Here is a 21,090-nt window from a genome sequence, read left to right on the forward strand (position 1 = left end):
AGATGCGGATACTGGTAACAGGTGGCGCAGGGTTCATCGGGTCGCATCTCTGCGAGCGGCTGGTTGGAGAGGGGCATGATGTCATCTGCCTCGACAATTTTTTCACCGGCAGCAAGAGAAATATCGAACCTCTACTCGACTCTCACCGGTTCGAACTGATCCGCCACGATATCGTCGAGCCGATTTTGCTGGAAGTTGACCAGGTCTACAACCTTGCCTGTCCTGCCTCCCCGATACATTATCAGTACAATCCGGTCAAAACCGTGAAGACCAGTGTCATGGGTACCATCAATATGCTGGGGTTGGCCAAGCGGGTCAGGGCGAGAATTCTTCAGGCCTCCACTTCAGAGGTTTACGGAGACCCGAAGATCCACCCGCAGACTGAAGATTACTGGGGCAATGTCAATCCGATCGGCATCCGCAGCTGCTACGATGAGGGGAAGCGGGTCGCCGAAACCCTGATGATGGATTACCATCGCCAGAATGGCGTTGACGTGCGGATAATCAGGATTTTCAATACCTATGGACCGCGGATGGCTGAAAATGACGGCAGGGTGGTTTCCAACTTTATCATTCAGGCCTTGAAGGGCGAGGATATAACTGTTTACGGCGAGGGACAGCAGACCCGCTCCTTCTGTTATGTCTCGGACCTGGTGGATGGCATGGTCCGGATGATGAACTGCCAGGGATTTATCGGCCCGGTCAATATCGGAAACCCTACGGAAACCACCATCCTTGAGTTTGCCGAGCGGATCATCTCGCTTACCGGCTCGAAGTCCAGGATAGTGTTCAAGCCGCTCCCGGCAGACGATCCGCAGCAGCGGCAGCCGAACATCGGCCTTGCCATAGATAAGCTGGGGTGGCAGCCTCATGTCGCTGTCGAAGACGGGCTCAGAAAGACTATCGAGTATTTCGCTGCAATTATTAAAAACAACTGACGTCAATAGAGGTTCCCATGCGCAGTCGGCTCTACCTGATACCGGCCGCGGTCATTCTGTTTCTTCTCTTCTTCACTGTGTTTGGTGAACGCGGACTTTTACGGATTTATGAGCTGAACCGGGAAAAGCAGGAGATAGCCCGGCGCAGCGAGGCGTTACGAGTTGAGAACGACAACCTGAAACGCGAGATCGAAGCGCTCAAAAGCGACCGGCGCTACCTGGAAAGCATCGCCCGCAAGGACTTCGGCCTGGTACGGCCCAACGAAATCGTTTACCAGTTCCATCAATACTCGTCGGTAAAGAAGCGCTGAGACAATGGAGACGGTATGAGTAATGACGGCAAATTGCAATGTTGCGTGGTCTGTGCCTGGCGGGCCAACTGCGCCAAGAAGTTTTCTGTTCCGGACGGTGGTGCTCGTTGCGCGGATTTTTCGCGCGACGTCTCCATAAAGGACACAAGTGCCGCCGAATCTGAAAAGAGCGAAGGGAAGGGTGAATGAAGCGGAGAATAGCAGATATTGTCAGGGGTGCCCTTGCGGATTGCCGGGCTGACGGGAGTATTTCCGTTGGTGAAGATCCGGCATTTGTTATCGAAAGGCCCTCCCAGCCAGAGCATGGTGACTTTGCAACCAATCTTGCCATGCTGCTTGCCAAGCCCGAAAAGAAGGCGCCACGGGCGATCGCCGAAATTTTGGCTGCCAAGTTGCGCTCAAAAACCGGGCTGATCAGTCGGGTGGACATTGCGGGACCGGGGTTCATAAACTTTTTCATTGCCCGTGAGGCCTGGCAACAGGCGTTGCTGGAAATTGAAGCTGCCGGCGATAGCTTTGGAAAAAGCACTTCAGGTGAAGGGAAAAAACTGCAGGTAGAGTTCGTGAGTGCCAATCCGACCGGGCCTCTGCATATCGGCCATGGACGTGGAGCGGCAATAGGCGACACCCTCTGCCGCCTTTTTGAAGCCACCGGCTGGGATGTAACCAGGGAGTTTTATTACAATGATGCCGGCGCCCAGATAGCAAATCTTGCCCTTTCAGTCCAGTCGCGCTGTCTCGGTATCGAGCCGGGGGATCCCCGGTGGCCTGCGGACGGCTACCAGGGCGAATACATCAAGGATGTGGCAAAATCGTATCTGGCCTGTGAAACCGTGGATGCCGGCGATCAGCATGTCAATGCCGGCGGTGATCCGAACGACCTGGATGCGATCCGCCGCTTTGCGGTGGCATATCTGCGGCGAGAGCAGGATCAGGATTTGACGGCGTTTGATGTCAGTTTCGATCATTATTTCCTCGAATCGAGTCTTTACAGTGAAGGCCGCGTTGATGCTGCCGTAAAACAGATCAGCGAAAAAGGTCACAGCTACGAGCAGGATGGCGCACTCTGGCTGCGTACCACCGACTTTGGCGACGACAAGGATCGGGTAATGCGCAAAACAGACGGCAGCTATACCTATTTTGTGCCGGACGTCGCCTACCATCTCTCCAAGTGGCAACGTGGCTTCACGCGGGTCATCAACGAGCAGGGGGCAGACCATCACAGCACCATCACCAGGGTGAGGGCCGGGTTGCAAGCCTTGGAAGCCGATATTCCCAAGGGGTGGCCGGAGTATGTCCTGCATCAGATGGTGACAGTCATGAGAGGTGGCGAGGAGGTCAAGATCTCCAAGCGTGCCGGCAGCTATGTGACGCTGCGTGACCTGATCGACGAAGTAGGCCGTGATGCTACCAGGTTCTTTTTTGTGATGCGCAAACCGGATTCGCAGCTGGTGTTCGATATCGATCTGGCCAAGCAGCAGTCGCTCGATAATCCGGTTTATTATGTCCAGTATGCTCATGCGCGGATCTGCAGCATTTTCGAGACAGCGGCAAAGAACGGGGTTGTCCCGGACTTTACCCAATGTCGGCTGGAGCTTCTGGCAAATGACGAGGAGTCGGCGATTATCAGGACACTGCTCTCCTTTCCGGAAGTGGTGGAAGGCGCTGCCGCAGCGTTTGAACCGCATCGGATTGTCTATTACCTGCAGGAGCTGGCAGGGGAGTTCCACAGCTACTACAATCGCAACCGGGTGGTGACCGAAGAGCTTGACTTGACCACGGCACGGCTTTTTCTCCTCAAATGTATCGCCAGAACCATCCGCAATGCCCTGTCGCTTCTCGGGGTATCTGCGCCTGAGCGTATGTGAGGATGGCAGTCGATGGCAATTGATTATCGTGAACGTAGTTTTGCCAGCAAGAACAAGCCACGCCGTCCGCCGGTGGGGAAGTATGTGGCCGGAATTTTGGTAGCCGTTCTGTTGGTGTTTGCGGCAGGTTTCATCGGCGGCTGGTCGCTCTGCTGGTACAAGATGAAAAAAACGGTTTCTGTCCAGCAGCAGGCGCTAAGCACACCGGTAGCTTCGCCGGTACAGCCGCCGCTTCCGGCTGTGCCCAAAGGTCAACAAACCCCGCTTACCTTTTATGAAACATTGCCCGGAGGAAAGACTGTAATTGGCAGCGGCATCAACGCCGGCCTTACCGAGCATCAACCAGCACCTGCAGCAAAGCCGTCCATTCAGCCGCAAGCAACTCCGCCTGCCGCTTCGGTAAAACCCTCACCGGTTCCTCAGCCCGCTGCCAAGCCACAGGCGCCGGTTGCTCCCGAGAAACCGGTAGCGCCGCAACCGGTTGTCGAGAAGAAGTTTGCGGTGCAGGTGGCTTCGGTAAAGGACAAGGCCGAAGCGGAATCGCTCAGAAGCAAGCTTGCCGCAAAAGGTCTGAACCCGACCATCTATGAAGTGAAGGTTCCGGAGAAAGGGATCGTATTCCGGGTCAGGGCCGGGCGCCACCTGTCCCAGAGTGAGGCAAAAGAGCTTGCCGCAAAGCTCGGTTCCGGAGCGATTGTTATCGCCGAGTAAAAAATATTCGATTCTTGGAATTTAGTTGTTGACTCAGTCTGAAGCTCTGTGCTAATAATCTGGTTTCAATGACGCGGGGTGGAGCAGTCTGGTAGCTCGTCGGGCTCATAACCCGAAGGTCACAGGTTCAAATCCTGTCCCCGCAACCAAGCATTTACAGGGACTTGCGTAACTCGCAAGTCCCTTTTTTTGTGCTTTGTACCCTAAAATGTACCCTACGTTTCGATCGATTTTCAAAATAAATCGAAAAAAATGGGGCAAAAGGGTTGCCACACGGAACAAAGAGACTTGCGGAGGACAAGTTCCATGGCAAGTCTCTACAAGCGTGGCAAAACCTGGTACGTGCAGTACTGTGACCAGACACATGCTAGGCATAATACCGGGATAAAGTGGGATTAAACGGGAATCAGCGGGACGGCTTATCTAGTGCGGAGTTGAGCAAAAAATCGTGAAAAAAAATTTCCGTCCGATGGACACATGGGTTTTTTCAGTTTCAGCGTATTGGACACATGGTTTACTTAATTAATTGCTAGTGCTGGGACAAGAATAGTCTCCGCCTCCTTTTCTCTTGTAAACGCGATCTATCTGGTCAATTTGTTCCCGACATTGTTTCACTTTATTAAAGTATGAATCAGGTCGTCGTGAGAGGGAATATGATTCTTTTGACATTTCATTTATATTATTATCAGCTTCAACCAGATATTTGCACCATAATTCACTTAATTCCTTGAGATCCATATCCTTAAGTTCAAGATAATCTATCTTATTGCAATCAGCATGTGCTATCGAAGTTAAAGACAATACTAATAAAATTAACAATAACCTCATTATTAATCCTCCTTAGATAGTTCAATTTTTTCCTTCAATAGCGTCCAAAACCTCATCATTTCCACCTCACTCAACCTATGCCAATCCCTTACAAAAGCATCATCTAGCGGATCCCTTGCAATATATTCCTCGTGCTGCTCCTTAGTCACATGGTTATGCACATCGATATGAATCTCTTCAGCATCAACATGATGCCCCTGTAAAATCCCATTCCCATTTGCGGCCTGTGAAAGATGGTCAAGCTTTCCAGTCATGATCCAGTCTGTATTTGATGCAAAAGCTTGAGCAACCTTGTAAGCCCACTCTAACGGGAACTTACCACGCTTCTTTACTCCAGATATGGACTGCGACGTTGATCCGACGAACGTGGCCAGATCTTTATAGTCACCCCATCCAGAGACGCTCTTAACTCTTTCCCAAGCGTCATCGAAATGAGTTGAGTTCATTTCGGAGTTCATAAGGCAAACTCCGAAATGAACTCCGAAATTTTATAAATATTTCGGAGTTCCATAACACACCGTAATTACAAAGTTTATTTGCGCTTAATTCTAAAATTGAGAAAATGTAACTCCGAAATGTAATTTTGCATTTGACATGGTTAATTTCAAAGTGTAATCTCCTTTACATGTCAAGGCACACGATACCAAAAAAACCCGAGCAGCGTCGGGAGTGGATTAAGTATCAATTGCGGCTTAATGGTTCGTCGTTTTCGGCAATAGCCAAAGAGCGCGGAGTTAGTCGACAGGCTGTGCAGCTGGTCAACTACTGTCCCTCTCCAAAATGGGAGGGGATCATTGCTCAAAAGATCGGAACAACTCCTGAACAGATATGGCCAGAGCGCTACGCTGCATAAAAAATAGTATGCAGAAAACATACTGATTATTTAACTGAAATATAAACCACCTTTAACCGGGCCGCAATGACTAAATCACATAAAAAATCAGTCACAAACCCCGCCCAACTGTCCCTTCTTGACCTTCTGAAACAGGAGCAGGTCGAACGGGCAGCAACTCGGCCAGGTCGGCTCAATATCACAGCCCAGATTCAAGCTGCCATAAAAAACGCTATCAGCAATGCCCCAAAATCACGAGAGATAATTGCCGATGAAATGACCGCACTGCTCGGCATCGAAATTACCACCGACAAACTCTACAACTGGACCGCAGGCAGCCATCCACACCGGATGCCTGGAGAATACTATTCTGCATTTTGCGTTGCCACCGGCGATATCGAACTGATTCGGATCCAGGCCGAGGCCGCAGGAGTATATACCCTTCCTGGCCCTGATGCCTTGCGGGCTGAAATCCAGAAACAGGACGAACTGATAAAAGACTTGCAGGCCCAGAAGCGCAAGAGCCAGGTATTTCTAGCTGAACTGGAGGGCAAACGGTGACAGTCACTCGGACGCACTACACTGCACGAGATCTAGCCGGCCTGCCCGGTATGCCCAGCACCGAAAGAGCCGTGCAATTCCGTGCCGACCGTGAAAACTGGTCCTCCCGTAAGCGCGCTGGCCGCGGCGGTGGAAAAGAGTACTGTATCACCACCCTCCCACCAGAAACCCGCAAAGCCTTGACTATCCAAAACACCAAGGTTGGTTACCGTGACGTATTAGAGATGGACATCGCCTTCGTCGCCGAACTCCAACAAACCGAAGCTCAAAAAGAAGCCCAACGCCTCGAAGCCCGGCAACAAAGCGCCTCCCAGTTTGCGGCCCTCCCGGCCTGGCAGAAACGGGCAGCGGCCGCCAAACTGGAGATCATTAAAGCCTGCACCAGGTATATCAACGACTGCGGCCTCGCCAAAATAGAGGGCCAGAACTCCTTTGCCCACGAATACGCCCTTGGCAGGATAGATGTCGCACCCTGGGTGCGCTCCGAGATCCGGCAGTTCCACCCGCAAACCCTGCGCGACTGGATCAAGACCGAGTACGAACTCGGCTCCATGGGCCTCGTAGATATGTACGGCAACCGCAAAGACCAGAGCAAGATTGAGACCTTTTCTCCGGACGGCAAAACCCAGCCGATGGTCGATATCTTGGTAGCCCTGGTTCTCAAACACCCGCGCATTCGCGAGAAAAAAGCCAACGAGGCACTCCGCGGTATTCTGCTGGAGCGCGGCATTCATGATGCACCGCTGGTCAGCGACAAATCGGTCATGCGGTTTCTGAATAAATGGAAGAGCCAGAACCGCGACCAGTACGAAATCGCCTGCAACCCTGACAACTACAAGAATAATCGCCAACCTGCCTTTGGCTCGCGGTCGGAAGGGATCACCGGACCAAATCAGCTCTGGGAGATCGATGCCACTCCTGCCGATCTACTGCTCACCGACGGCCAGCGTTACAAAATCATCGGCGTCACCGATGTCGGTACCGCCCGCCTTAAATACTACGTCAATGTAACTGAAAAAGCGCGGGATAACGCCTGGGCCATTCGCAACTGCATCCTCGACTGGGGTGTGCCTTGCCATGGCACCCTGGTCACCGATAACGGATCCCCTTATATCGGCGGACACTTCACCCGGATCCTGCACGACCTCGACATTGATCACCATGTCTGCAAACCGTTCTCAGGAGATGAAAAACCGCATATCGAGCGGAGTTTCCGCACCTTCAGCCATGACCTGATCGAGCTGACTCCTGGCTATTGCGGCCATAGTGTTGCCGATCGCAAAGAGATTGAATCGCGCAAATCCTTTGCCCAGCGCCTCATGAAACCGGATGAGGTTATCGAAGTATCAGTAAGTGCCGCCCAGCTGCAGCAGTTCATCGACCGTTGGACCGCTGCCTATCACAACTCCAAACATGAACGCCTCGGCAAAACACCCAACCAAGCGCTTGCTGAGTGGCCACATGCCATACACAGGATCAGCGACGAACGCGCCCTGGATATGCTCATGGCCGAAGCCGTCCGCCGGGGTAACCGGCTGCCAACCATCGGCAAAAAAGGGATCCGCGTCAATGGTGGTGTGTATATCCACCCTGCCCTCGGTATCCATGTCGGCAAAAAGTGCCGCGCTTTCCAGGATCCTGCCGACCTCGGTCGCATCATAGTCCATCTGATGAACGAGCATGGTGTCTGGGAATTCCTCTGCATCGCCGAAGATCCGAACCGCACCGGTATCTCCATGGCCGAAGTCGCCAGAGTCACCCGAGCACTGCATACCCAGCACAAAAAAGAGATTGCCCGGCTTAATCGTGAGGCCAAAAAGGCCATTAAGGGAGTTGATATCGTTGATGCGGTACTCACCTACCGCGAACAGGAAAACGCCCAGGAGCAAGGGAACGTCACCTATTTCCCTCGCCCGAGCGTCGAGTACTCCACGCCGGGCCTCCAGGCCGCAGCCGATGCCAGGGCCGCACTGGACGGCACACTTAAGCCTGTAACCCCGGCATTAACTCCCGATCAGCAGGCCATGAAAGACCGGATAAGGTCCGAACTGAAAGCCAAACCAACTACGAACATCCGGAATCTCGAAACCGAATCTGCCCGCGCCAAATACAAGCGGATGAAAGGTCTACGGGACGTACTCACGATAGGTGGCACCATATCAGAAGACGAATATAAGAGCCTTGTCATCTACGAGCAGAGCAATGAATACCTGGTATTAAAGGGAATGGAAGAAGAATCGGCGTCAGCCGTGAAATAGAAACGGCCGGAACTCGCGATCCCGACCGTTTCAATACAACTTAAAGGAGGCTTCATAATGTCACAACCCTCATCATCAGTCAAGAGTGGCGTCGCAGCACTCAACAACGTCATCCTGGCCTCAACCTGTATGGAACGCCTGGTCAACGCCAGCAGTCACCTGCCTAAAATCGGTGCCCTGTATGGCCGGGCCGGGCTTGGCAAATCATCCGCCGCCACCTACCTGATGAACCGCTACAACGCTGTCCGCATCGAATGCAAAAGCGTCTGGAACCGTAAAACCGTACTTACTGAAATACTTAAAAGGTTCCTTATCACCCCGGCCAAAACCATGCCCGACATGCTTGACCAGGTCTGTACCCAGCTACAACTGTCCGGCCGACCGCTCATTATAGACGAAATGGATCACCTGGTAAAAAAGAACGCTGTAGAGATTATCCGCGATATATACGACGGCAGCCAGGCCCCGGTGCTGCTGATCGGCGAAGAGAACTTTCCCACCGAGCTCATGAAATGGGAACGTGTCCATAGCCGCGTGCTCGACTGGTCGCCAGTCCAACCACTAGACATGGAAGATACCCTCCTTCTGGCCGATCATTACTGCCGCAAGGTAAAAGTGTACGACGATCTCCTTGCTCACATCCACGCCAAATCAGGTGGGTCCGCCCGCCGGATCTGCGTCAACCTCGAACTGGTCGAAGAGATGACACTGCGCATGGGGCGTGACGAAATCGACCTGGACACCTGGGGCAATCAGCCACTCTACACCGGGTCGGCCCCTGCCGGAGGGGGGCGTAAATGAGCCGCAAACCCATCGACAAAACTCAGCCGACCGAATGTCGCCAGGCTATATGGGATGAAATCAGAAACCGCGGCGAAGCGGCACTGTTTTCTATTACCGAAATTGCCAAATGCGTACTCCTGGAACAGTCCAGCGTCCATGAATACATGACCGGCCTGATCAACGCCGGATATCTAGGGATTCATACCCTGCGCAGTAGCGCTAAAGGCGGCAACATTCTGTTTCTTAAGAAAAACACCGGGATAGAAGCCCCTCGTGTCCGTAAGGACGGCACACAGGTCACTATGGGCCAGGGCCGGCGCCAGATGTGGAACGCCATGCAAGTACTCAAAGAGTTTAGCCCCCGCGATCTTGCCTTCAATGCCAGCACAGAACTGCACACAGTGGCCGAATCAGAGGCTAAAACCTACTGCGCTGCTCTCTGTGCTGCCGGTTATCTGGTAGGCCGAGCCGGTGGCCGCTACAACTTGATAACCTCAATGTGGACCGGGCCGTACCCTCCCCAGATCCAGCGCACCAAACAAGTATATGATCCGAACCTGCGCAAGATCGTCTGGCGGCGCATAGAAGGTGGTGCCGAATGACCGACAACGATCTGAGAAAGATTCTGGAGCAAGCCATAACCGAGCGCAACGATAAGCACGGCAAAGGCGGTGCGGCAAAGGTGGCGATAATCCTCGGTATGTCGCAATCACAGCTTTCCTGGTTTCGTAAGGGCACCTATCCCAACCCTGAGCCGATCCTGGAGAAGATCCGCGAAGTATTCGGCCAGGAAGTCATCTTCTGCCCGGAAATTGGCGCCATACCCTTTGCGGATTGTGCCGCCCATAAAAAGCGGCTGCCCACGACAGACAGCTTTTACGCCCGCATGTACCGGGCATGCAAATGCTGCCCGAACAACGGAGGTAAGCCATGACCGCCGAATACCGCTGCAGTAGATGCGAAACGCTTCTGGATGTAACACCGGACAACATGCACACCGACGGCTTCACCGTCGAGCCATGCCCCCGCTGCATAACCTGTGATGGGTGCATATACCAAGAGGAGGATTAAACCATGCTTAAACGCATCTTAAAGCACCTGGCCGCTCGACGTGAATGGAACCGGACGAAGCGATTATTAAACAACCGCGCCCGCAGCCGCTGCCTGGTCAGCCTGCTCTACACCAATGGCGTTCTGCGCCAGATATAACTCAATCAAACACAGATAGGAGATAACAGTGGATTTCTACAGCTACTCACCAGCATTCGGCATGGAATACCATCCAAGTAAAGAGGCCGCCATAGAGGCCGCCACCGAGGGGATGAAACTTACCCACCTTGATCAAGCAAATCAAGTGACCTGGGGCGAGGTCACCGAACGCGGCGTCGACACGACAGCAGGGGCCGTCCTTAAACGTCAGGACCGGCTCACTTACGAAGCGGCATATCCCCAGGTTGTCAATGGCCGTATGGAGGATGCTGCAGGGAGCCTGGTACTTTTGAAAAACATCCGTGAGACCGACCTCCTGGAGCACGATTTGGTGCTCTCCATCGCGGCGATCTGGAAAGGGCTGGCCGGCAAGATAGCGCGGTTCAAGGAACATAACTTCAGTGACGTTACCACCTTTGTTGATTTGCTCTTTGAGAAACACAACACCAAGCGAGGCGGCACCCAGGGGAATATGACCTTTGGCACCTTCGATCGCAAGTTCAAGCTTGTAATCGCCATCCAGAAGACTCTCGACTTCGGTCCAGAGATCGAGGTTGCTAAGGCCAAGATGCTGCAGGCTGCCAGAGAGATGGGGAACGGCAGCCAGCTTGAAGGCATTGTGACTGCCAGTCTTACTCAGGTTGACGGTAAACTGCGTGTCGCCGAGGTTCTGCGCCTCTGTCGGCATAAGGTCGACAATGACACCTGGAATGAGGGCGTAGCTATCATTAAAGACGCCATCAATGTCGTTAACAGTAAAAAACAGGTCCGGATGTATGAGCGAAACGATCAAGGTGCTTACGTTGCCATCCCGCTTGATATAGCGGCGATATAAGGGGGAAGCCATGGAAGAGCAGCTGCAATGCCCTGCATGCCAGGGCACTAACATCGAAGAAGACCGGGAAATCCCCGGTCTCGTATTTAAAGTTTGCGCCTGCTGCGGTGAAACCATCGCTATGAAAAGCGAGCGGATTAAAACCCTGGCCGATGCCGTGCGGGAGCATAGCCGCCTATATAGGATCAAGGAGGCCGCGTAATGTTGATGCGTAATAAAGAGATCGATCACATTGAAACTATCGGGGATCTGCGAGCAGCCATAGCTGATGTGCCGGACGATACTCCGCTTGAGGATTGCATGAATGCCGGGATGTGTCTCATTTATCACGATGGCAAAACACGTCCCGGAGAGCCTGATTCTCCGGCGTATGTCGAATATCGGTAAAACAGTTTGATCATTGAAAGTAGGGGCGCATCGCCATGCGCCCTCTCTTTGAGGGATCAAGCAAGAGCCAAAGGAAACCCGCGTGCAAAAACCAGTTAAAAAAACAAAAAAGCGCCAAAACTGCACGCACATGACCGGCGCAGAATTAAAGCAGCTGCGCCGTGAAATAGGCATTGGCACCTGCGATATGTACCGCCTGCTCGGCCTACCGCGTCGCACCTACCAGGACTACGAAGCTGGCAAACGCGGCATTCCAGAGAGTGTGGCGATAGCAGCCAAAGAGGCCCATCGCCGCGACCGCGAATTCTTTGCCACTCTGCCTGACCGGATCGATGCCAGGATCCTGGAGCAGTTCCCGGACGGGCTTATAAAGTAAGGGAGTAGATACATGCCAAAAATGAAAGAACACCCAAGATACAACATCATCAGCACCAGGATCGATGATCACCTTCATGCCGATGTGGTAGCCGCTGCCGGAGATAACCTCTCCAACTATTTACGGCTCGCCCTGGAGGAGAAGATCATCCGAGATCAGCAGCGTGCCTTGGACGCACACCTTGCCGATTGCTGATTATGACTATATCGAGCGGGTGGGAATCATGGAGTACTGCGGCCGGCTTAATCGACGTGACGCCGAGCGGCTGGCCTGTGAGCGACCGTGGGACAGTGACAGCAGTTGGGGCATACCGAAACCTCGACAAATGAGTCTTGGTGAAGGGACACCTGCAGAAGATTTTTTCAGGATGTCGTGGAGTAAGTAATGGTACGCATCGATGACAGCGGATGGTGGCAGCTAGAGCTGGATGACGCCGAAATCGAGGGGGGGGGGGTGCCTTCATGACCGACAAGCAGGGCGCAAAATACTGGCCTCAGATATATGTTGCAATGAAACGGGGTGCAGTGCTGGTCAAGCATAATGAGTTGATTTATTACACCCGCTGCCTTGAGGCAAACGATCCTTATAACTGTCTCGGTATTTCCGCTGAAATTGTTGATTTCCAGGTGGCTCATGGGGCACTGGTACGGATCAATAATGAGACTGTCGGTTTAAAAGCAGCCTATCAAGAGCAGGTTGAAGTGCAACAGTCACTATTTTAACGGGTTTACGAATGACCGGCAACAGGGGGATAAAATGGCACTAGGAAACAAGATATGTAAAGACGATTACGACTCATTGCAGGATGGTTCGGTCGATTCGTCTGGTTATCTGGATTGCGCTTGCTCAAACTGGTGTCGTGCCAATCCACAACCAATCACGGATAAGCATCACATGAACTGCCCTCATTACAACGATACAATCAAGGTGGTGAAGATCACCTTGGAAGGCCACGGTAGCTACTGTGATACTGATATTACCGAGGCATTGCAATCTCTCGCTGATGGTGGGGACTACTGCTATCAGGTGGAGATTATGGACATGCTTGTGAGTGAATACGAAGCATTGCCGGAACATACCGGGTTTTAACCCAGATAACGGCTGTGCCTTGTGCTGCTGGGCTTTTACAGCCAGCACCAAGGCGTGGTTATATGACCGCTGTTGGCAGTACATTTTTATTTTAAATAATGCAAAATAAATTATTGACAACGTAACTAGCTATGTTATACTTGGTTCAAATGATGGGCAAACCAAGGAGGTACAAAATGAAAGCATTCGTGGCAGTATCCAAAGACGGCACGACCACCACACTCTCCCGCCAGTTCACGACAGACACCCACTGGGTTATGATTGAGACGTACTGCGAAAATACAAATTTCAGGACTCCACACATACGGCACGAAGTCTGGCTTGATGCCACTGCAACCGATTTCATCCAGAGAACCCGCAACAGCGAATTTTATGTGACCGAGCAATGCTGAAATTATCAATTGCACAATCAACCCTGCTGCGTGTGATTGCCGCAGCAGGGACGCTGACCGGAAAGCCCGATGGTCAACAATTGGCGTGGTACGCTAGGGGTGATGCAACGGTTGAAGATAGGCAGTTGATGTTTTCTGCTCAAACGGCAGGACGCCCCATACAAGCGTTGATTCAGAAAGGGCTGGTTTTACCGTACCCTAAACTTGGCCCGTATAGTTGCATCATTACAGCGGCAGGGATGAAGCAGGCCGAACTAGAGAGAGGGAAACCCCTTACATTTATTTCACCTTTTGACCAACAGGTTTTAAGACTTCGGCAAGGGGAGGAATAGTTATGACAAAAGAGCAACTGCGGGAATTGATCGAGGGTTTGACAGACGACGATCTGCGAACCCTCCGCGCAATCATTAACGGTAAACTCGGCAAACGGGAGATCACACCAGAGCAGCAAGCCAAGATGCAAGAGGCTCGTAAGTGAAAGGTCATATAACGGCTTGAATTAAGCGGCGGGCCTCACCAGCCCGCTTGAATGTTTGGTTAGAATCATCTTGGCGCGGGGCGCAGCCCCTGCCCGGAGGGCATTGGATGTGTAAAAAGTGTGGTTGTGAAAATCCGTGGAGAGGTCGAGGCGAAAAGCCGGTTGCCTCTTGTCAATGTGGCTGGAAGGGAGCGCCGGAAGATCGACGTACACAATGGGGCAGACGGGCATACTGCCCGATTTGTGGATGTGAAGCACCAATACGGGGGAGCCTATGAAAACGGCAGACGAATTGACTGGGCATGAGCAGGGCTGTGATTGTGGTGTATGCGACGACATTACATTTCGCAGGTCGTTGCAAAAGGGCTTTATGAGCATCGCAGAAGTAAACGAGCACGAAAAGTTGCTCCGCGATGAACTTGACGAAGCACTTGGAAAAATAGCACGGCTGCAAGTAGACCTGCATCAAACAGTTGCCCCACATGACAAGTACAAAGAAGCGCTGAAAAAGATTGCGCGTGGTGTGCTGGAACCGGGGCATGTGTACGAGCAAGCTGTGATGATGCAAGACATAGCAATCAAGGTTTTGCAGGAAGAACACGGCTGCACTGTCATGGGCGCGAAAGTCTGTTTTGCCTGCGGAGAATGCGACCCGCTGACAACTGCTGATCTTGCTTGTGGAGGGAAGGTATGAGCGAGAATTATCAGTATGCCGAATGTAAACACTGCGGTCAAAACATCATGGAAGGCCAAATTCACAACTGCCGGAAGATGCTGCTGGCTGAAATAGCTGACTGTCACGCGACAATGCTGAGACAGGGTGAAAAAATTGTCAGGCTGGAAAAGGCATTGCACACAATCGCGCATTGGTATGATGGCGGAGACCGCTATTTCTGCGATTCGACCGTTACCGGCTTCGCGCTGGAAGCACTGGCCGACAGGCCATAAGCCAAGATGATCATAACGGGCCGCTGATGTGCCGCTTGGCGGCACCAGCAGCTTGTTATCTCAAGGAGGCTGATTTGAAGGAAAACGCTCAAATATTAGACGCTTGCTGCGGCTCTCGGATGTTCTGGTTTGACCGGCAGAACCCGGACGCTATTTTCGTGGACAAGCGCCGGGAAACTCACGTGTTGCCTGATGTGTCCAGCGCCGGCGGTAGCCGCACACTCGTTGTTGACCCGGATATGGTCGCCGACTTTACCGCGCTGCCGTTCGGGGACAACCGCTTTGCCCTCGTGGTATTCGACCCGCCACACCTGATACGGAACGGCCGCAAGGGGTGGCTGGCAAAGAAGTACGGGAAGCTTGAAGGCGACTGGCGGGAAGAACTTCGTCAGGGCTTCGCGGAATGCTTTCGGGTGCTGCGGCCGGAAGGAACGCTCATTTTCAAGTGGAACGAGCATGAAGTGCCGGTAGCGCAAATTTTGGCGCTGACGCCTGAGCAACCACTTTTCGGCAATCGGTGCGGGAAAACGGCAAAGTCTCACTGGCTCGTGTTTTTAAAGAGATAACGAGGATTAAACCATGACTAAAACAGCCCTTAAAAGTGATAAATCTCCCCGCCTTAAGCTCTATGGTCGCATTCATAGCCTTATGGCCGAGGGGAATATCTCAGATGAAATATACCGGGATATCCTCTTCGTAAACTTCGACGGCGCTGAGTCAAAATCCAGCTTAACTGAGCGCCAGCTCCTGCAGCTCGTCCAGCACCTGGAGGCTCTGGTACCAGGTAAACAGCGCCGCTCATACCCAGGCCGTCCGCACAACATGAATCGCCCTGGTCAAAGCCGCACTGATCAGCTGGAGAAGATCGAGGCCCTGCTTACCATCGGCAAGCTACCCTGGAGCTATGCCGATTCAATTGCCAAACAGATGCGCCTGGCAGACAAAGTCGCCTGGGTAAAGACGGAAGATCTCTATAAAATCACCACCGCCCTGCGTAAACGGGCACAAAAAGAAGGCTGGGATCTCTCAGGAGAAACAAAATGACAAAATGGCATGAGTACATCAAGATTGAAGATCTGCCCGAAGATTACCAGTTAATGGCCGGATCTATAGGGCTGGAGAACGTCATTAAACTCACTAACGACCTGCCCAAGGTCTATATATACCTGAAAGGTGCCGATAAACTGTTTCTTCCTGCCAAACGTCAATACATCCTGGATGCGTTTGCCCAGGCCGGCCCCGACAATAAGTTCAGGCCGCGTAAGGTTGCTCTCGAAACCGGATTGTCTGTAGATTACGTCTACAAGCTGCTCAACGAAAGCAGCGGCCCCAAGCCAAAACAGGATGAATTTAATTTTGATTGACAGTCGCAACCGTTTGGCAGTATAGAGGCGAAATACCCCGCAACCCCGCTATCCATGCGGGGTTTTTTTATTTTAAATAAATGATCCCCTCGCGATTACTCCGTACTATCCCCCTCAATTGAATTACAACCGACCGCCGGCATCCCCGTTGCCGACACCAGGCGGAACAGGCGTCGCGGATACGCCTGAACCGCCGCGGTCCATTCCTGGGGGGAACTATGATAAGCGTCGAGCAATTCGTAAAGCTTTTCCCGCAAAACAAACACCCGCAAGCCTGGACCGATGCCCTTAACGCAATACTCCCTAAATACGGCATTAACACCCGCCTGCGAATCATGGCGTTTCTCGCCCAATGCGGTCACGAAAGCAACGGTTTCACCGATGTTATCGAAAACCTCAACTATAGCGCCGAAGCGCTAACCCTTACTTGGCCTAAACGCTTCCCGCAAGGCGTTGCCGAGGAATACGCCCGTCAACCCGAACGGATCGCTAACCGCGCCTACGCCGACCGTATGGGCAACGGCCCGGAATCATCTGGTGACGGTTGGAAACACCGTGGCCGCGGCGTTATTCAGATCACAGGTAAAGACAAATATCTCGAATTCGCAAAAGCCGCCGGTAAATCGTACGACGACGTATTTGCCTACCTCGAAACCAAAGAAGGTGCAATTGAAAGCGCCTGCTGGTTCTGGGTCAATAACGGCTGTAACGCCCTGGCTGATGCAGATAAGTTTATCGCCCTCACCAAGCGGATCAATGGTGGCACTAACGGCATTGACGACCGGATGGCGCGTTACGAACTAGCGACAAAACTGTTTATGTAGAAGGCTTTAGAGCCTGACAAACTAACTGGAGGAATCTTATGTCAAAGAAAAAGCTCACCACTCGAATCAAAGAAAGCAGCTGGAAAACCACGCTGGCCGGAATCCTTACCCTTGCAGCTACCGGTGCCCAGGCATACGGCGCAGTCAGCGGTGACGCAGTCGCCAGCAGTGTACCATGGACGCAGGTAGCGGCCATGATCGGACAGGCCCTTGTCGGTGGCGGCCTGATCGTTGCCAAGGATGCCGGCAAATGATCAAGCTGTACGCGCCCGACAGTTATGTCGCCGCCTCTGCTGCGGTCCGTTGCCAGGTTGTTAATGGCTGCGGACCGGGCGGCTGGAAGGTAGACCTCATCCCTGACACCATGTGGGGATTGAGCGTTGCCCCGGCCTGCGACATCCACGATTGGATGTACGCCACCGGTCAGACTATAGCCGACAAAGACGAGGCTGACCGAACCTTCCTCAACAACGTGCTGCGCCTCATCGATGGCGCCGACGGATGGTTCAATCAGCTCTGGCTGGTTAAAAAACTCAGGCGGCTTCGAGCTCGGGAATATTACGAGGCAGTCCATCTGTTTGGCGGCCCGGCGTTCTGGGTAGGTAAGAACCCGGATACTCACCTGATTGCCGCTGGTGAGGCTAGCGCCCGTGCCTGACGACATGGACCTCTGCCAGCAGATCAACCAGGAGCGGATTGACGACGCCCTCGCCGACCATTACCGCCGGAGAGTAACCGGCACCAGTCTTACTCACTGTGTTGATTGTGGCGATCCTATTCCGGCGAAACGGCAAATATATTCACCAGGCTGCTGCCGGTGCGTGGCGTGTCAAACTGACTTTGAAAACGGCTTTAAAGGGTGATTTGAATGAGATTAATCATCATTGCCATCCTGCTTATGATCGCTATTCCGGCTCAGGCGCTAGATCCCGGCCAGTTCGACATCACGGTCTATGCCAATGAGGATTACCGTCTCAACCTTACCCACACCGCCAATGGTGTGCCGGTCAATCTCACCGGATATTCATTCAAGCTGCAGGCTCAGGCCAAAAAAGGGCCGGGCGCAGCGGTCCTGGTCAACTTCTCCAGTGCCGTTACCGATGCGGCTGCCGGACAAACCAGCCATTGGCTCAGTCGCCGGGCAACGGCAGCCAACTCCAACGCTGCCGGCATTTATGACCTGATGCAGACTGCGCCAGACGGCACCGTAACCTATCGCATGCGCGGGGCCATCAAGTTCCTGGAGACTGTAACCAGATGAAACATTTTCTCGCCGCCATAATACTGCTGTGCCTCCCGGCGCTGTGCGCTGCCGAACGAATCGGCATTACCATCACCGGCCCCAGCCAGCAGTTGAATGTCGAGAAAAAAAGCACGGTCATCACGCCCGAAACAGTCACGGTCAATGCCCAGGTCAATGTTACCGGCACCGAAATTATCACCATTGCCGTACCCGGCCCCCAGGGGATCCCCGGCAGCGGGTCCGGCGGTGGCCCGGTGCAGTGGGCTGATGTCCAGAGCAAACCAAGCACCTTTGCACCGTCCGCCCATACCCAGGCGGCAAGCACTATCACCGGCCTGGCCACGGTTGCCGTCAGTAACAGCTATGGCGATTTGAGCAATAAACCGACTATCCCCAGTGGCGCCGAGCAGATCGCCTACAATGCCGGCACGGTCAAGGATGCCCTTGATCAGCTGCTCTATGTGCCGATCGGTATCAACTCATTTACCCTAGACAGCGGCGGCAACATTACCCGCGAGATCGGCAGCTCATACACGGTCGGCACTCTGGCCTGGAGCACCAACAAAACCGCCACCAGTCAGACCATAAACGGCACGCCGCGCACCAGCCCGTACAGCGTCAACGCCACGGTTTCAACCAACCAGACATATGCGCTTCAGGTTGGCGACGGTCAGACCACGGCTACCAGCAGCCGCACGGTGACATTCACACATCAGCGCTATTGGGGCGCAAGCTCTGCCGCGACAATCGACGATGCCGGCATCATTGCGCTCAGCAAAGAGTTCAGTACGTCCCGCGGCCAAACCCGCACCGTTGCGCCGGTCGATCAGTACATATACGTCGCCTATCTCGCCACCGGCGGCGATGCAGCATTTACGGTCAACGGTTTCTTAGATGACTCCTGGGTACTTACTCAGCGCCAGTTCGTCAATGCCTCCGGCTACTCGGCCGAGTTCCGCATCTACCGGAGCGCCAACAAGCTCACTGGCACGTTTACTGTGGTGGTGTCATGAAACGCTGGAGAGAGCTAATCTTCCTATCGATTTTCCTGCCGCTCTGTGCTGTTTGGGTGGCGTATGCAGCCGGGGTGATCGTTCCAAATACCGTCCGACCAGGCGGTAATTTCCCGATTGTGGACTCCAACGAGGTTAAAGGCGGACCGATGTTTGTCCGTTATTCATCAGAGTTGCGGTTGATTCCGGAGTCGCGGAAACAACGCTGGATGCAAGTGCATGTTCATGAACTAGGGGAGTGGTTCGAGGCGTACAGCACAAACGGACATTTCTGGCAACGGCGCCCCGGCGGTACCGGCGGCGGAGTAACGGTGCATAACAATCTCACTGGTCGGGATGCGGCCAATGCCCATCCGACCTCTGCGATTACCGGCCTAGATAATCTATTGTCCCAGGCAAAAACCAAAGCCGAGTTTGATTCCTGGACGGCCAATTTCCGCAAATCCGTGCCGCTTGGTCGTCGCGGTTTTGACGGTCGCGATGCACCGCCGCCGCTTGAGTGCATCATCTTTAACGAAGGCAACGACGGGGCCAGCTACGATGAAACCGGCGGCAATCCGACTCCGCAAACCATCGGGCCTCTGTCGATCTGGGCTTATGAACACAGCACGCTTAAGCAGATCACCGGCGCATCCTGGACCATGCCTGCTGTCGACACCCAGTTGGTACCGCCGCCGCTGGAGTTGGACGGCCAGCAGCAAAAACGCCAGGTCCTGGAGTTGTCGATACTGCCCAGGTATTCAAGCCAGCGTACCAATAACAAGGTCAAAGGCTTCGCCTGGATCACCAGCTCCAGATATCCCTACAAGCGCAACTGTTCGGCCAGCTACACCTTTGCTTTCACCCGGCGCGGACCTATCGGCCAAAAGGGTGACCCTGGCGATATCACCCAGCTAACCAGAGATGAAATCGTTGCCAAGATTGCCCAACCTAGCAACAACCCGGTAACTGTGCGGCCAGCCACGCCAGGACTGCAGACGTTACTTGATTTTCAAAACTATAGCGGCAATACCGTCGCGTGGGTCGATAGCCTTGGTTATCTCAATTTTATGGCTGCCAACGGCTTTCCCATTGCCCGCATCCAGACCGACGGACTGATCGCGCTGCTCTACAACGATATGATGCGCCTCCGGATGAAGAATGACGGCTCTATCACCTCATACAATTCCAATGGCACCACAGCCTGGTCATTGAGTAACACTGCGATACCAATCGTTGATCCAGGCGCAGTTGCCGTTGATGGTCTTTGCTTAAAGAAGCGCATCAATAACACCTATTTTTTTGAGAACTGCGCCACAGGCGTAGTCGCCACAGCTGCCGGTAGCCTCAACTATGTCCAGTACCGCGGTAGTGACGGTTATCTAGCTGCCAAAAGTAACCTGATATTCGATCCTGTTACCAATACTCTGACCTTGACCGGTCCCATGGTGATCAAATGATAAAAAAGACCTTGATAGCGCTGGTAATCCTGTGGCTGGCAGTTATGGCGCTCTTTGCCCGCATTGCCTGTAGTGCCGATTTGAAAGTCAAGTGGGCTCCCAACAGCGAGCCGGATCTGGCTGGCTACCGCATCCATTGGAGCAATCAACCGACACCACCATTCGCCAACCACAGCAGCGTTGGTAATGTCACTACTGCGGTACTTAAAGGGGTAACAAACCCCACTTATATTGCCATTACCGCAATTAATAGCAGCGGGTTGGAAAGCGGTTACAGTGCGATCGTGTCGAGCATGATCGCTCCTCCAAGCGGGGTAAGAACAGTAATTATCGGCGGCCTGGAAATACAATGAACTTGCCGGGACGGTTCGTAATGCCGGGACTCTTCTCAATTTAGCGTAAA

38 protein-coding genes and 1 tRNA gene are annotated in these 21,090 nt (G+C 53.2%); 38 read left to right on the forward strand and 1 reads right to left on the reverse strand.

The features are described from left to right. The first annotated feature begins 2 nt into the window (after positions 1-2). The 6 genes from KI809_RS15430 (at position 3) to KI809_RS15455 (ending at position 3,977) form a co-directional block, all read left to right on the forward strand. The gene (locus tag KI809_RS15430) at positions 3-938 is read left to right on the forward strand and encodes a UDP-glucuronic acid decarboxylase family protein (RefSeq protein ID WP_214172477.1); all 936 of its coding nucleotides are present in this window, start codon (positions 3-5) and stop codon (positions 936-938) included. Positions 939-955: 17 nt separating this feature from the next. Further along, positions 956-1,249: an FtsB family cell division protein gene (locus KI809_RS15435; protein WP_214172478.1), complete on the forward strand. Its 294-nt coding sequence runs from the start codon at positions 956-958 to the stop codon at positions 1,247-1,249. Between the two features lie 15 nt (positions 1,250-1,264). Beyond that, on the forward strand, positions 1,265-1,438 hold the full coding sequence (locus tag KI809_RS15440) for a hypothetical protein (RefSeq protein WP_214172479.1): 174 nt from the start codon (positions 1,265-1,267) through the stop codon (positions 1,436-1,438). Next, positions 1,435-3,117, forward strand: a complete 1,683-nt coding sequence (argS, locus tag KI809_RS15445; RefSeq protein WP_214172480.1) for an arginine--tRNA ligase — start codon at positions 1,435-1,437, stop codon at positions 3,115-3,117. The genes KI809_RS15440 and argS overlap by 4 nt, the downstream gene beginning before the upstream one ends. Before the next feature lie 12 nt (positions 3,118-3,129). Further along, positions 3,130-3,828 (forward strand): SPOR domain-containing protein, encoded by a 699-nt coding sequence (locus tag KI809_RS15450; RefSeq protein ID WP_214172481.1) that lies wholly within the window; start codon positions 3,130-3,132, stop codon positions 3,826-3,828. Positions 3,829-3,900: 72 nt separating this feature from the next. Beyond that, positions 3,901-3,977, forward strand: a tRNA-Met gene (locus KI809_RS15455). 681 nt (positions 3,978-4,658) lie between these two features. On the opposite strand, the gene KI809_RS15460 is transcribed toward KI809_RS15455, so the two are convergent. Next, complete coding sequence (locus KI809_RS15460; protein WP_214172482.1) at positions 4,659-5,114, reverse strand: helix-turn-helix domain-containing protein; 456 nt, start codon at positions 5,112-5,114, stop codon at positions 4,659-4,661. A gap of 167 nt (positions 5,115-5,281) precedes the next feature. On the opposite strand from KI809_RS15460, the gene KI809_RS20980 reads away from it, so the two are divergent. The 32 genes from KI809_RS20980 (at position 5,282) to KI809_RS15615 (ending at position 21,040) form a co-directional block, all read left to right on the forward strand. Next, positions 5,282-5,509, forward strand: a complete 228-nt coding sequence (locus KI809_RS20980; protein ID WP_214172483.1) for a helix-turn-helix domain-containing protein — start codon at positions 5,282-5,284, stop codon at positions 5,507-5,509. 66 nt (positions 5,510-5,575) lie between these two features. Next, positions 5,576-6,049 carry a hypothetical protein gene (locus tag KI809_RS15470; protein ID WP_214172484.1) on the forward strand — a complete coding sequence of 158 codons (474 nt, stop codon included), beginning with the start codon at positions 5,576-5,578 and terminating at the stop codon, positions 6,047-6,049. Then, positions 6,046-8,307 carry a DNA-binding protein gene (locus KI809_RS15475; RefSeq protein WP_214172485.1) on the forward strand — a complete coding sequence of 754 codons (2,262 nt, stop codon included), beginning with the start codon at positions 6,046-6,048 and terminating at the stop codon, positions 8,305-8,307. The genes KI809_RS15470 and KI809_RS15475 overlap by 4 nt, the downstream gene beginning before the upstream one ends. A 57-nt stretch (positions 8,308-8,364) precedes the next feature. Then, a complete protein-coding gene (locus KI809_RS15480) occupies positions 8,365-9,108 on the forward strand; it encodes an AAA family ATPase (RefSeq protein WP_214172486.1) in 744 nt (247 codons plus the stop codon). Then, the gene (locus KI809_RS15485; RefSeq protein ID WP_214172487.1) at positions 9,105-9,692 is read left to right on the forward strand and encodes a hypothetical protein; all 588 of its coding nucleotides are present in this window, start codon (positions 9,105-9,107) and stop codon (positions 9,690-9,692) included. The genes KI809_RS15480 and KI809_RS15485 overlap by 4 nt, the downstream gene beginning before the upstream one ends. Further along, on the forward strand, positions 9,689-10,024 hold the full coding sequence (locus KI809_RS15490; RefSeq protein WP_214172488.1) for a hypothetical protein: 336 nt from the start codon (positions 9,689-9,691) through the stop codon (positions 10,022-10,024). The genes KI809_RS15485 and KI809_RS15490 overlap by 4 nt, the downstream gene beginning before the upstream one ends. 140 nt (positions 10,025-10,164) lie before the next feature. Beyond that, entirely contained in the window at positions 10,165-10,299 is a 135-nt protein-coding gene (locus KI809_RS20785; RefSeq protein ID WP_281416920.1) for a hypothetical protein, read from the forward strand. Positions 10,300-10,327: 28 nt separating this feature from the next. Beyond that, a complete protein-coding gene (locus KI809_RS15495; protein ID WP_214172489.1) occupies positions 10,328-11,134 on the forward strand; it encodes a DUF3164 family protein in 807 nt (268 codons plus the stop codon). A gap of 10 nt (positions 11,135-11,144) precedes the next feature. Then, positions 11,145-11,336, forward strand: coding sequence for a hypothetical protein (locus KI809_RS15500; protein WP_214172490.1), 192 nt, complete (start codon positions 11,145-11,147; stop codon positions 11,334-11,336). Then, positions 11,336-11,521, forward strand: coding sequence for a hypothetical protein (locus KI809_RS15505; RefSeq protein ID WP_214172491.1), 186 nt, complete (start codon positions 11,336-11,338; stop codon positions 11,519-11,521). The genes KI809_RS15500 and KI809_RS15505 overlap by 1 nt, the downstream gene beginning before the upstream one ends. 82 nt (positions 11,522-11,603) lie before the next feature. Beyond that, on the forward strand, positions 11,604-11,897 hold the full coding sequence (locus KI809_RS15510; protein WP_214172492.1) for a helix-turn-helix transcriptional regulator: 294 nt from the start codon (positions 11,604-11,606) through the stop codon (positions 11,895-11,897). Positions 11,898-11,909: 12 nt separating this feature from the next. Continuing rightward, complete coding sequence (locus KI809_RS15515) at positions 11,910-12,092, forward strand: hypothetical protein (protein ID WP_214171534.1); 183 nt, start codon at positions 11,910-11,912, stop codon at positions 12,090-12,092. Further along, a complete protein-coding gene (locus tag KI809_RS15520) occupies positions 12,079-12,282 on the forward strand; it encodes a hypothetical protein (RefSeq protein ID WP_214171535.1) in 204 nt (67 codons plus the stop codon). Before KI809_RS15515 ends, KI809_RS15520 begins: the two co-directional genes overlap by 14 nt. A gap of 76 nt (positions 12,283-12,358) precedes the next feature. Then, positions 12,359-12,619 carry a hypothetical protein gene (locus KI809_RS15525; protein ID WP_214172493.1) on the forward strand — a complete coding sequence of 87 codons (261 nt, stop codon included), beginning with the start codon at positions 12,359-12,361 and terminating at the stop codon, positions 12,617-12,619. A 34-nt stretch (positions 12,620-12,653) separates the two neighbouring features. After that, complete coding sequence (locus KI809_RS15530) at positions 12,654-12,986, forward strand: hypothetical protein (RefSeq protein ID WP_214172494.1); 333 nt, start codon at positions 12,654-12,656, stop codon at positions 12,984-12,986. 176 nt (positions 12,987-13,162) lie between these two features. Beyond that, positions 13,163-13,378, forward strand: a complete 216-nt coding sequence (locus KI809_RS15535) for a hypothetical protein (protein WP_214172495.1) — start codon at positions 13,163-13,165, stop codon at positions 13,376-13,378. Continuing rightward, a complete protein-coding gene (locus tag KI809_RS15540; protein WP_214172496.1) occupies positions 13,372-13,710 on the forward strand; it encodes a hypothetical protein in 339 nt (112 codons plus the stop codon). Before KI809_RS15535 ends, KI809_RS15540 begins: the two co-directional genes overlap by 7 nt. Before the next feature lie 2 nt (positions 13,711-13,712). After that, on the forward strand, positions 13,713-13,856 hold the full coding sequence (locus tag KI809_RS15545; protein WP_214172497.1) for a hypothetical protein: 144 nt from the start codon (positions 13,713-13,715) through the stop codon (positions 13,854-13,856). Positions 13,857-13,976: 120 nt separating this feature from the next. Continuing rightward, a complete protein-coding gene (locus KI809_RS15550; protein ID WP_214172498.1) occupies positions 13,977-14,162 on the forward strand; it encodes a hypothetical protein in 186 nt (61 codons plus the stop codon). Next, positions 14,131-14,550 carry a hypothetical protein gene (locus KI809_RS15555; protein WP_214172499.1) on the forward strand — a complete coding sequence of 140 codons (420 nt, stop codon included), beginning with the start codon at positions 14,131-14,133 and terminating at the stop codon, positions 14,548-14,550. The genes KI809_RS15550 and KI809_RS15555 overlap by 32 nt, the downstream gene beginning before the upstream one ends. Beyond that, positions 14,547-14,804 carry a hypothetical protein gene (locus KI809_RS15560; RefSeq protein WP_214172500.1) on the forward strand — a complete coding sequence of 86 codons (258 nt, stop codon included), beginning with the start codon at positions 14,547-14,549 and terminating at the stop codon, positions 14,802-14,804. The genes KI809_RS15555 and KI809_RS15560 overlap by 4 nt, the downstream gene beginning before the upstream one ends. 74 nt (positions 14,805-14,878) lie before the next feature. Continuing rightward, entirely contained in the window at positions 14,879-15,370 is a 492-nt protein-coding gene (locus KI809_RS15565) for a class I SAM-dependent methyltransferase (protein ID WP_246559437.1), read from the forward strand. A gap of 13 nt (positions 15,371-15,383) precedes the next feature. Further along, positions 15,384-15,848, forward strand: a complete 465-nt coding sequence (locus KI809_RS15570) for a regulatory protein GemA (RefSeq protein WP_214172501.1) — start codon at positions 15,384-15,386, stop codon at positions 15,846-15,848. After that, entirely contained in the window at positions 15,845-16,168 is a 324-nt protein-coding gene (locus KI809_RS15575) for a hypothetical protein (RefSeq protein WP_214171538.1), read from the forward strand. Before KI809_RS15570 ends, KI809_RS15575 begins: the two co-directional genes overlap by 4 nt. Before the next feature lie 218 nt (positions 16,169-16,386). Then, entirely contained in the window at positions 16,387-16,992 is a 606-nt protein-coding gene (locus tag KI809_RS15580) for a glycoside hydrolase family 19 protein (protein WP_214172502.1), read from the forward strand. Positions 16,993-17,030: 38 nt separating this feature from the next. Further along, positions 17,031-17,246 carry a hypothetical protein gene (locus tag KI809_RS15585; RefSeq protein WP_214172503.1) on the forward strand — a complete coding sequence of 72 codons (216 nt, stop codon included), beginning with the start codon at positions 17,031-17,033 and terminating at the stop codon, positions 17,244-17,246. After that, a complete protein-coding gene (locus KI809_RS15590; protein WP_214172504.1) occupies positions 17,243-17,650 on the forward strand; it encodes a hypothetical protein in 408 nt (135 codons plus the stop codon). The genes KI809_RS15585 and KI809_RS15590 overlap by 4 nt, the downstream gene beginning before the upstream one ends. Continuing rightward, on the forward strand, positions 17,643-17,855 hold the full coding sequence (locus KI809_RS15595) for a TraR/DksA family transcriptional regulator (protein WP_214172505.1): 213 nt from the start codon (positions 17,643-17,645) through the stop codon (positions 17,853-17,855). Before KI809_RS15590 ends, KI809_RS15595 begins: the two co-directional genes overlap by 8 nt. A 5-nt stretch (positions 17,856-17,860) precedes the next feature. Then, on the forward strand, positions 17,861-18,253 hold the full coding sequence (locus KI809_RS15600) for a hypothetical protein (protein ID WP_214172506.1): 393 nt from the start codon (positions 17,861-17,863) through the stop codon (positions 18,251-18,253). Then, positions 18,250-19,248, forward strand: coding sequence for a hypothetical protein (locus KI809_RS15605; RefSeq protein ID WP_214172507.1), 999 nt, complete (start codon positions 18,250-18,252; stop codon positions 19,246-19,248). Before KI809_RS15600 ends, KI809_RS15605 begins: the two co-directional genes overlap by 4 nt. Further along, positions 19,245-20,687: a hypothetical protein gene (locus tag KI809_RS15610; protein WP_214172508.1), complete on the forward strand. Its 1,443-nt coding sequence runs from the start codon at positions 19,245-19,247 to the stop codon at positions 20,685-20,687. The genes KI809_RS15605 and KI809_RS15610 overlap by 4 nt, the downstream gene beginning before the upstream one ends. After that, positions 20,684-21,040 (forward strand): hypothetical protein, encoded by a 357-nt coding sequence (locus KI809_RS15615; protein WP_214172509.1) that lies wholly within the window; start codon positions 20,684-20,686, stop codon positions 21,038-21,040. Before KI809_RS15610 ends, KI809_RS15615 begins: the two co-directional genes overlap by 4 nt. Positions 21,041-21,090 lie beyond the last annotated feature (50 nt).

The sequence above is a fragment of the Geoanaerobacter pelophilus genome (assembly GCF_018476885.1).
GTDB lineage: Bacteria > Desulfobacterota > Desulfuromonadia > Geobacterales > DSM-12255 > Geoanaerobacter > Geoanaerobacter pelophilus.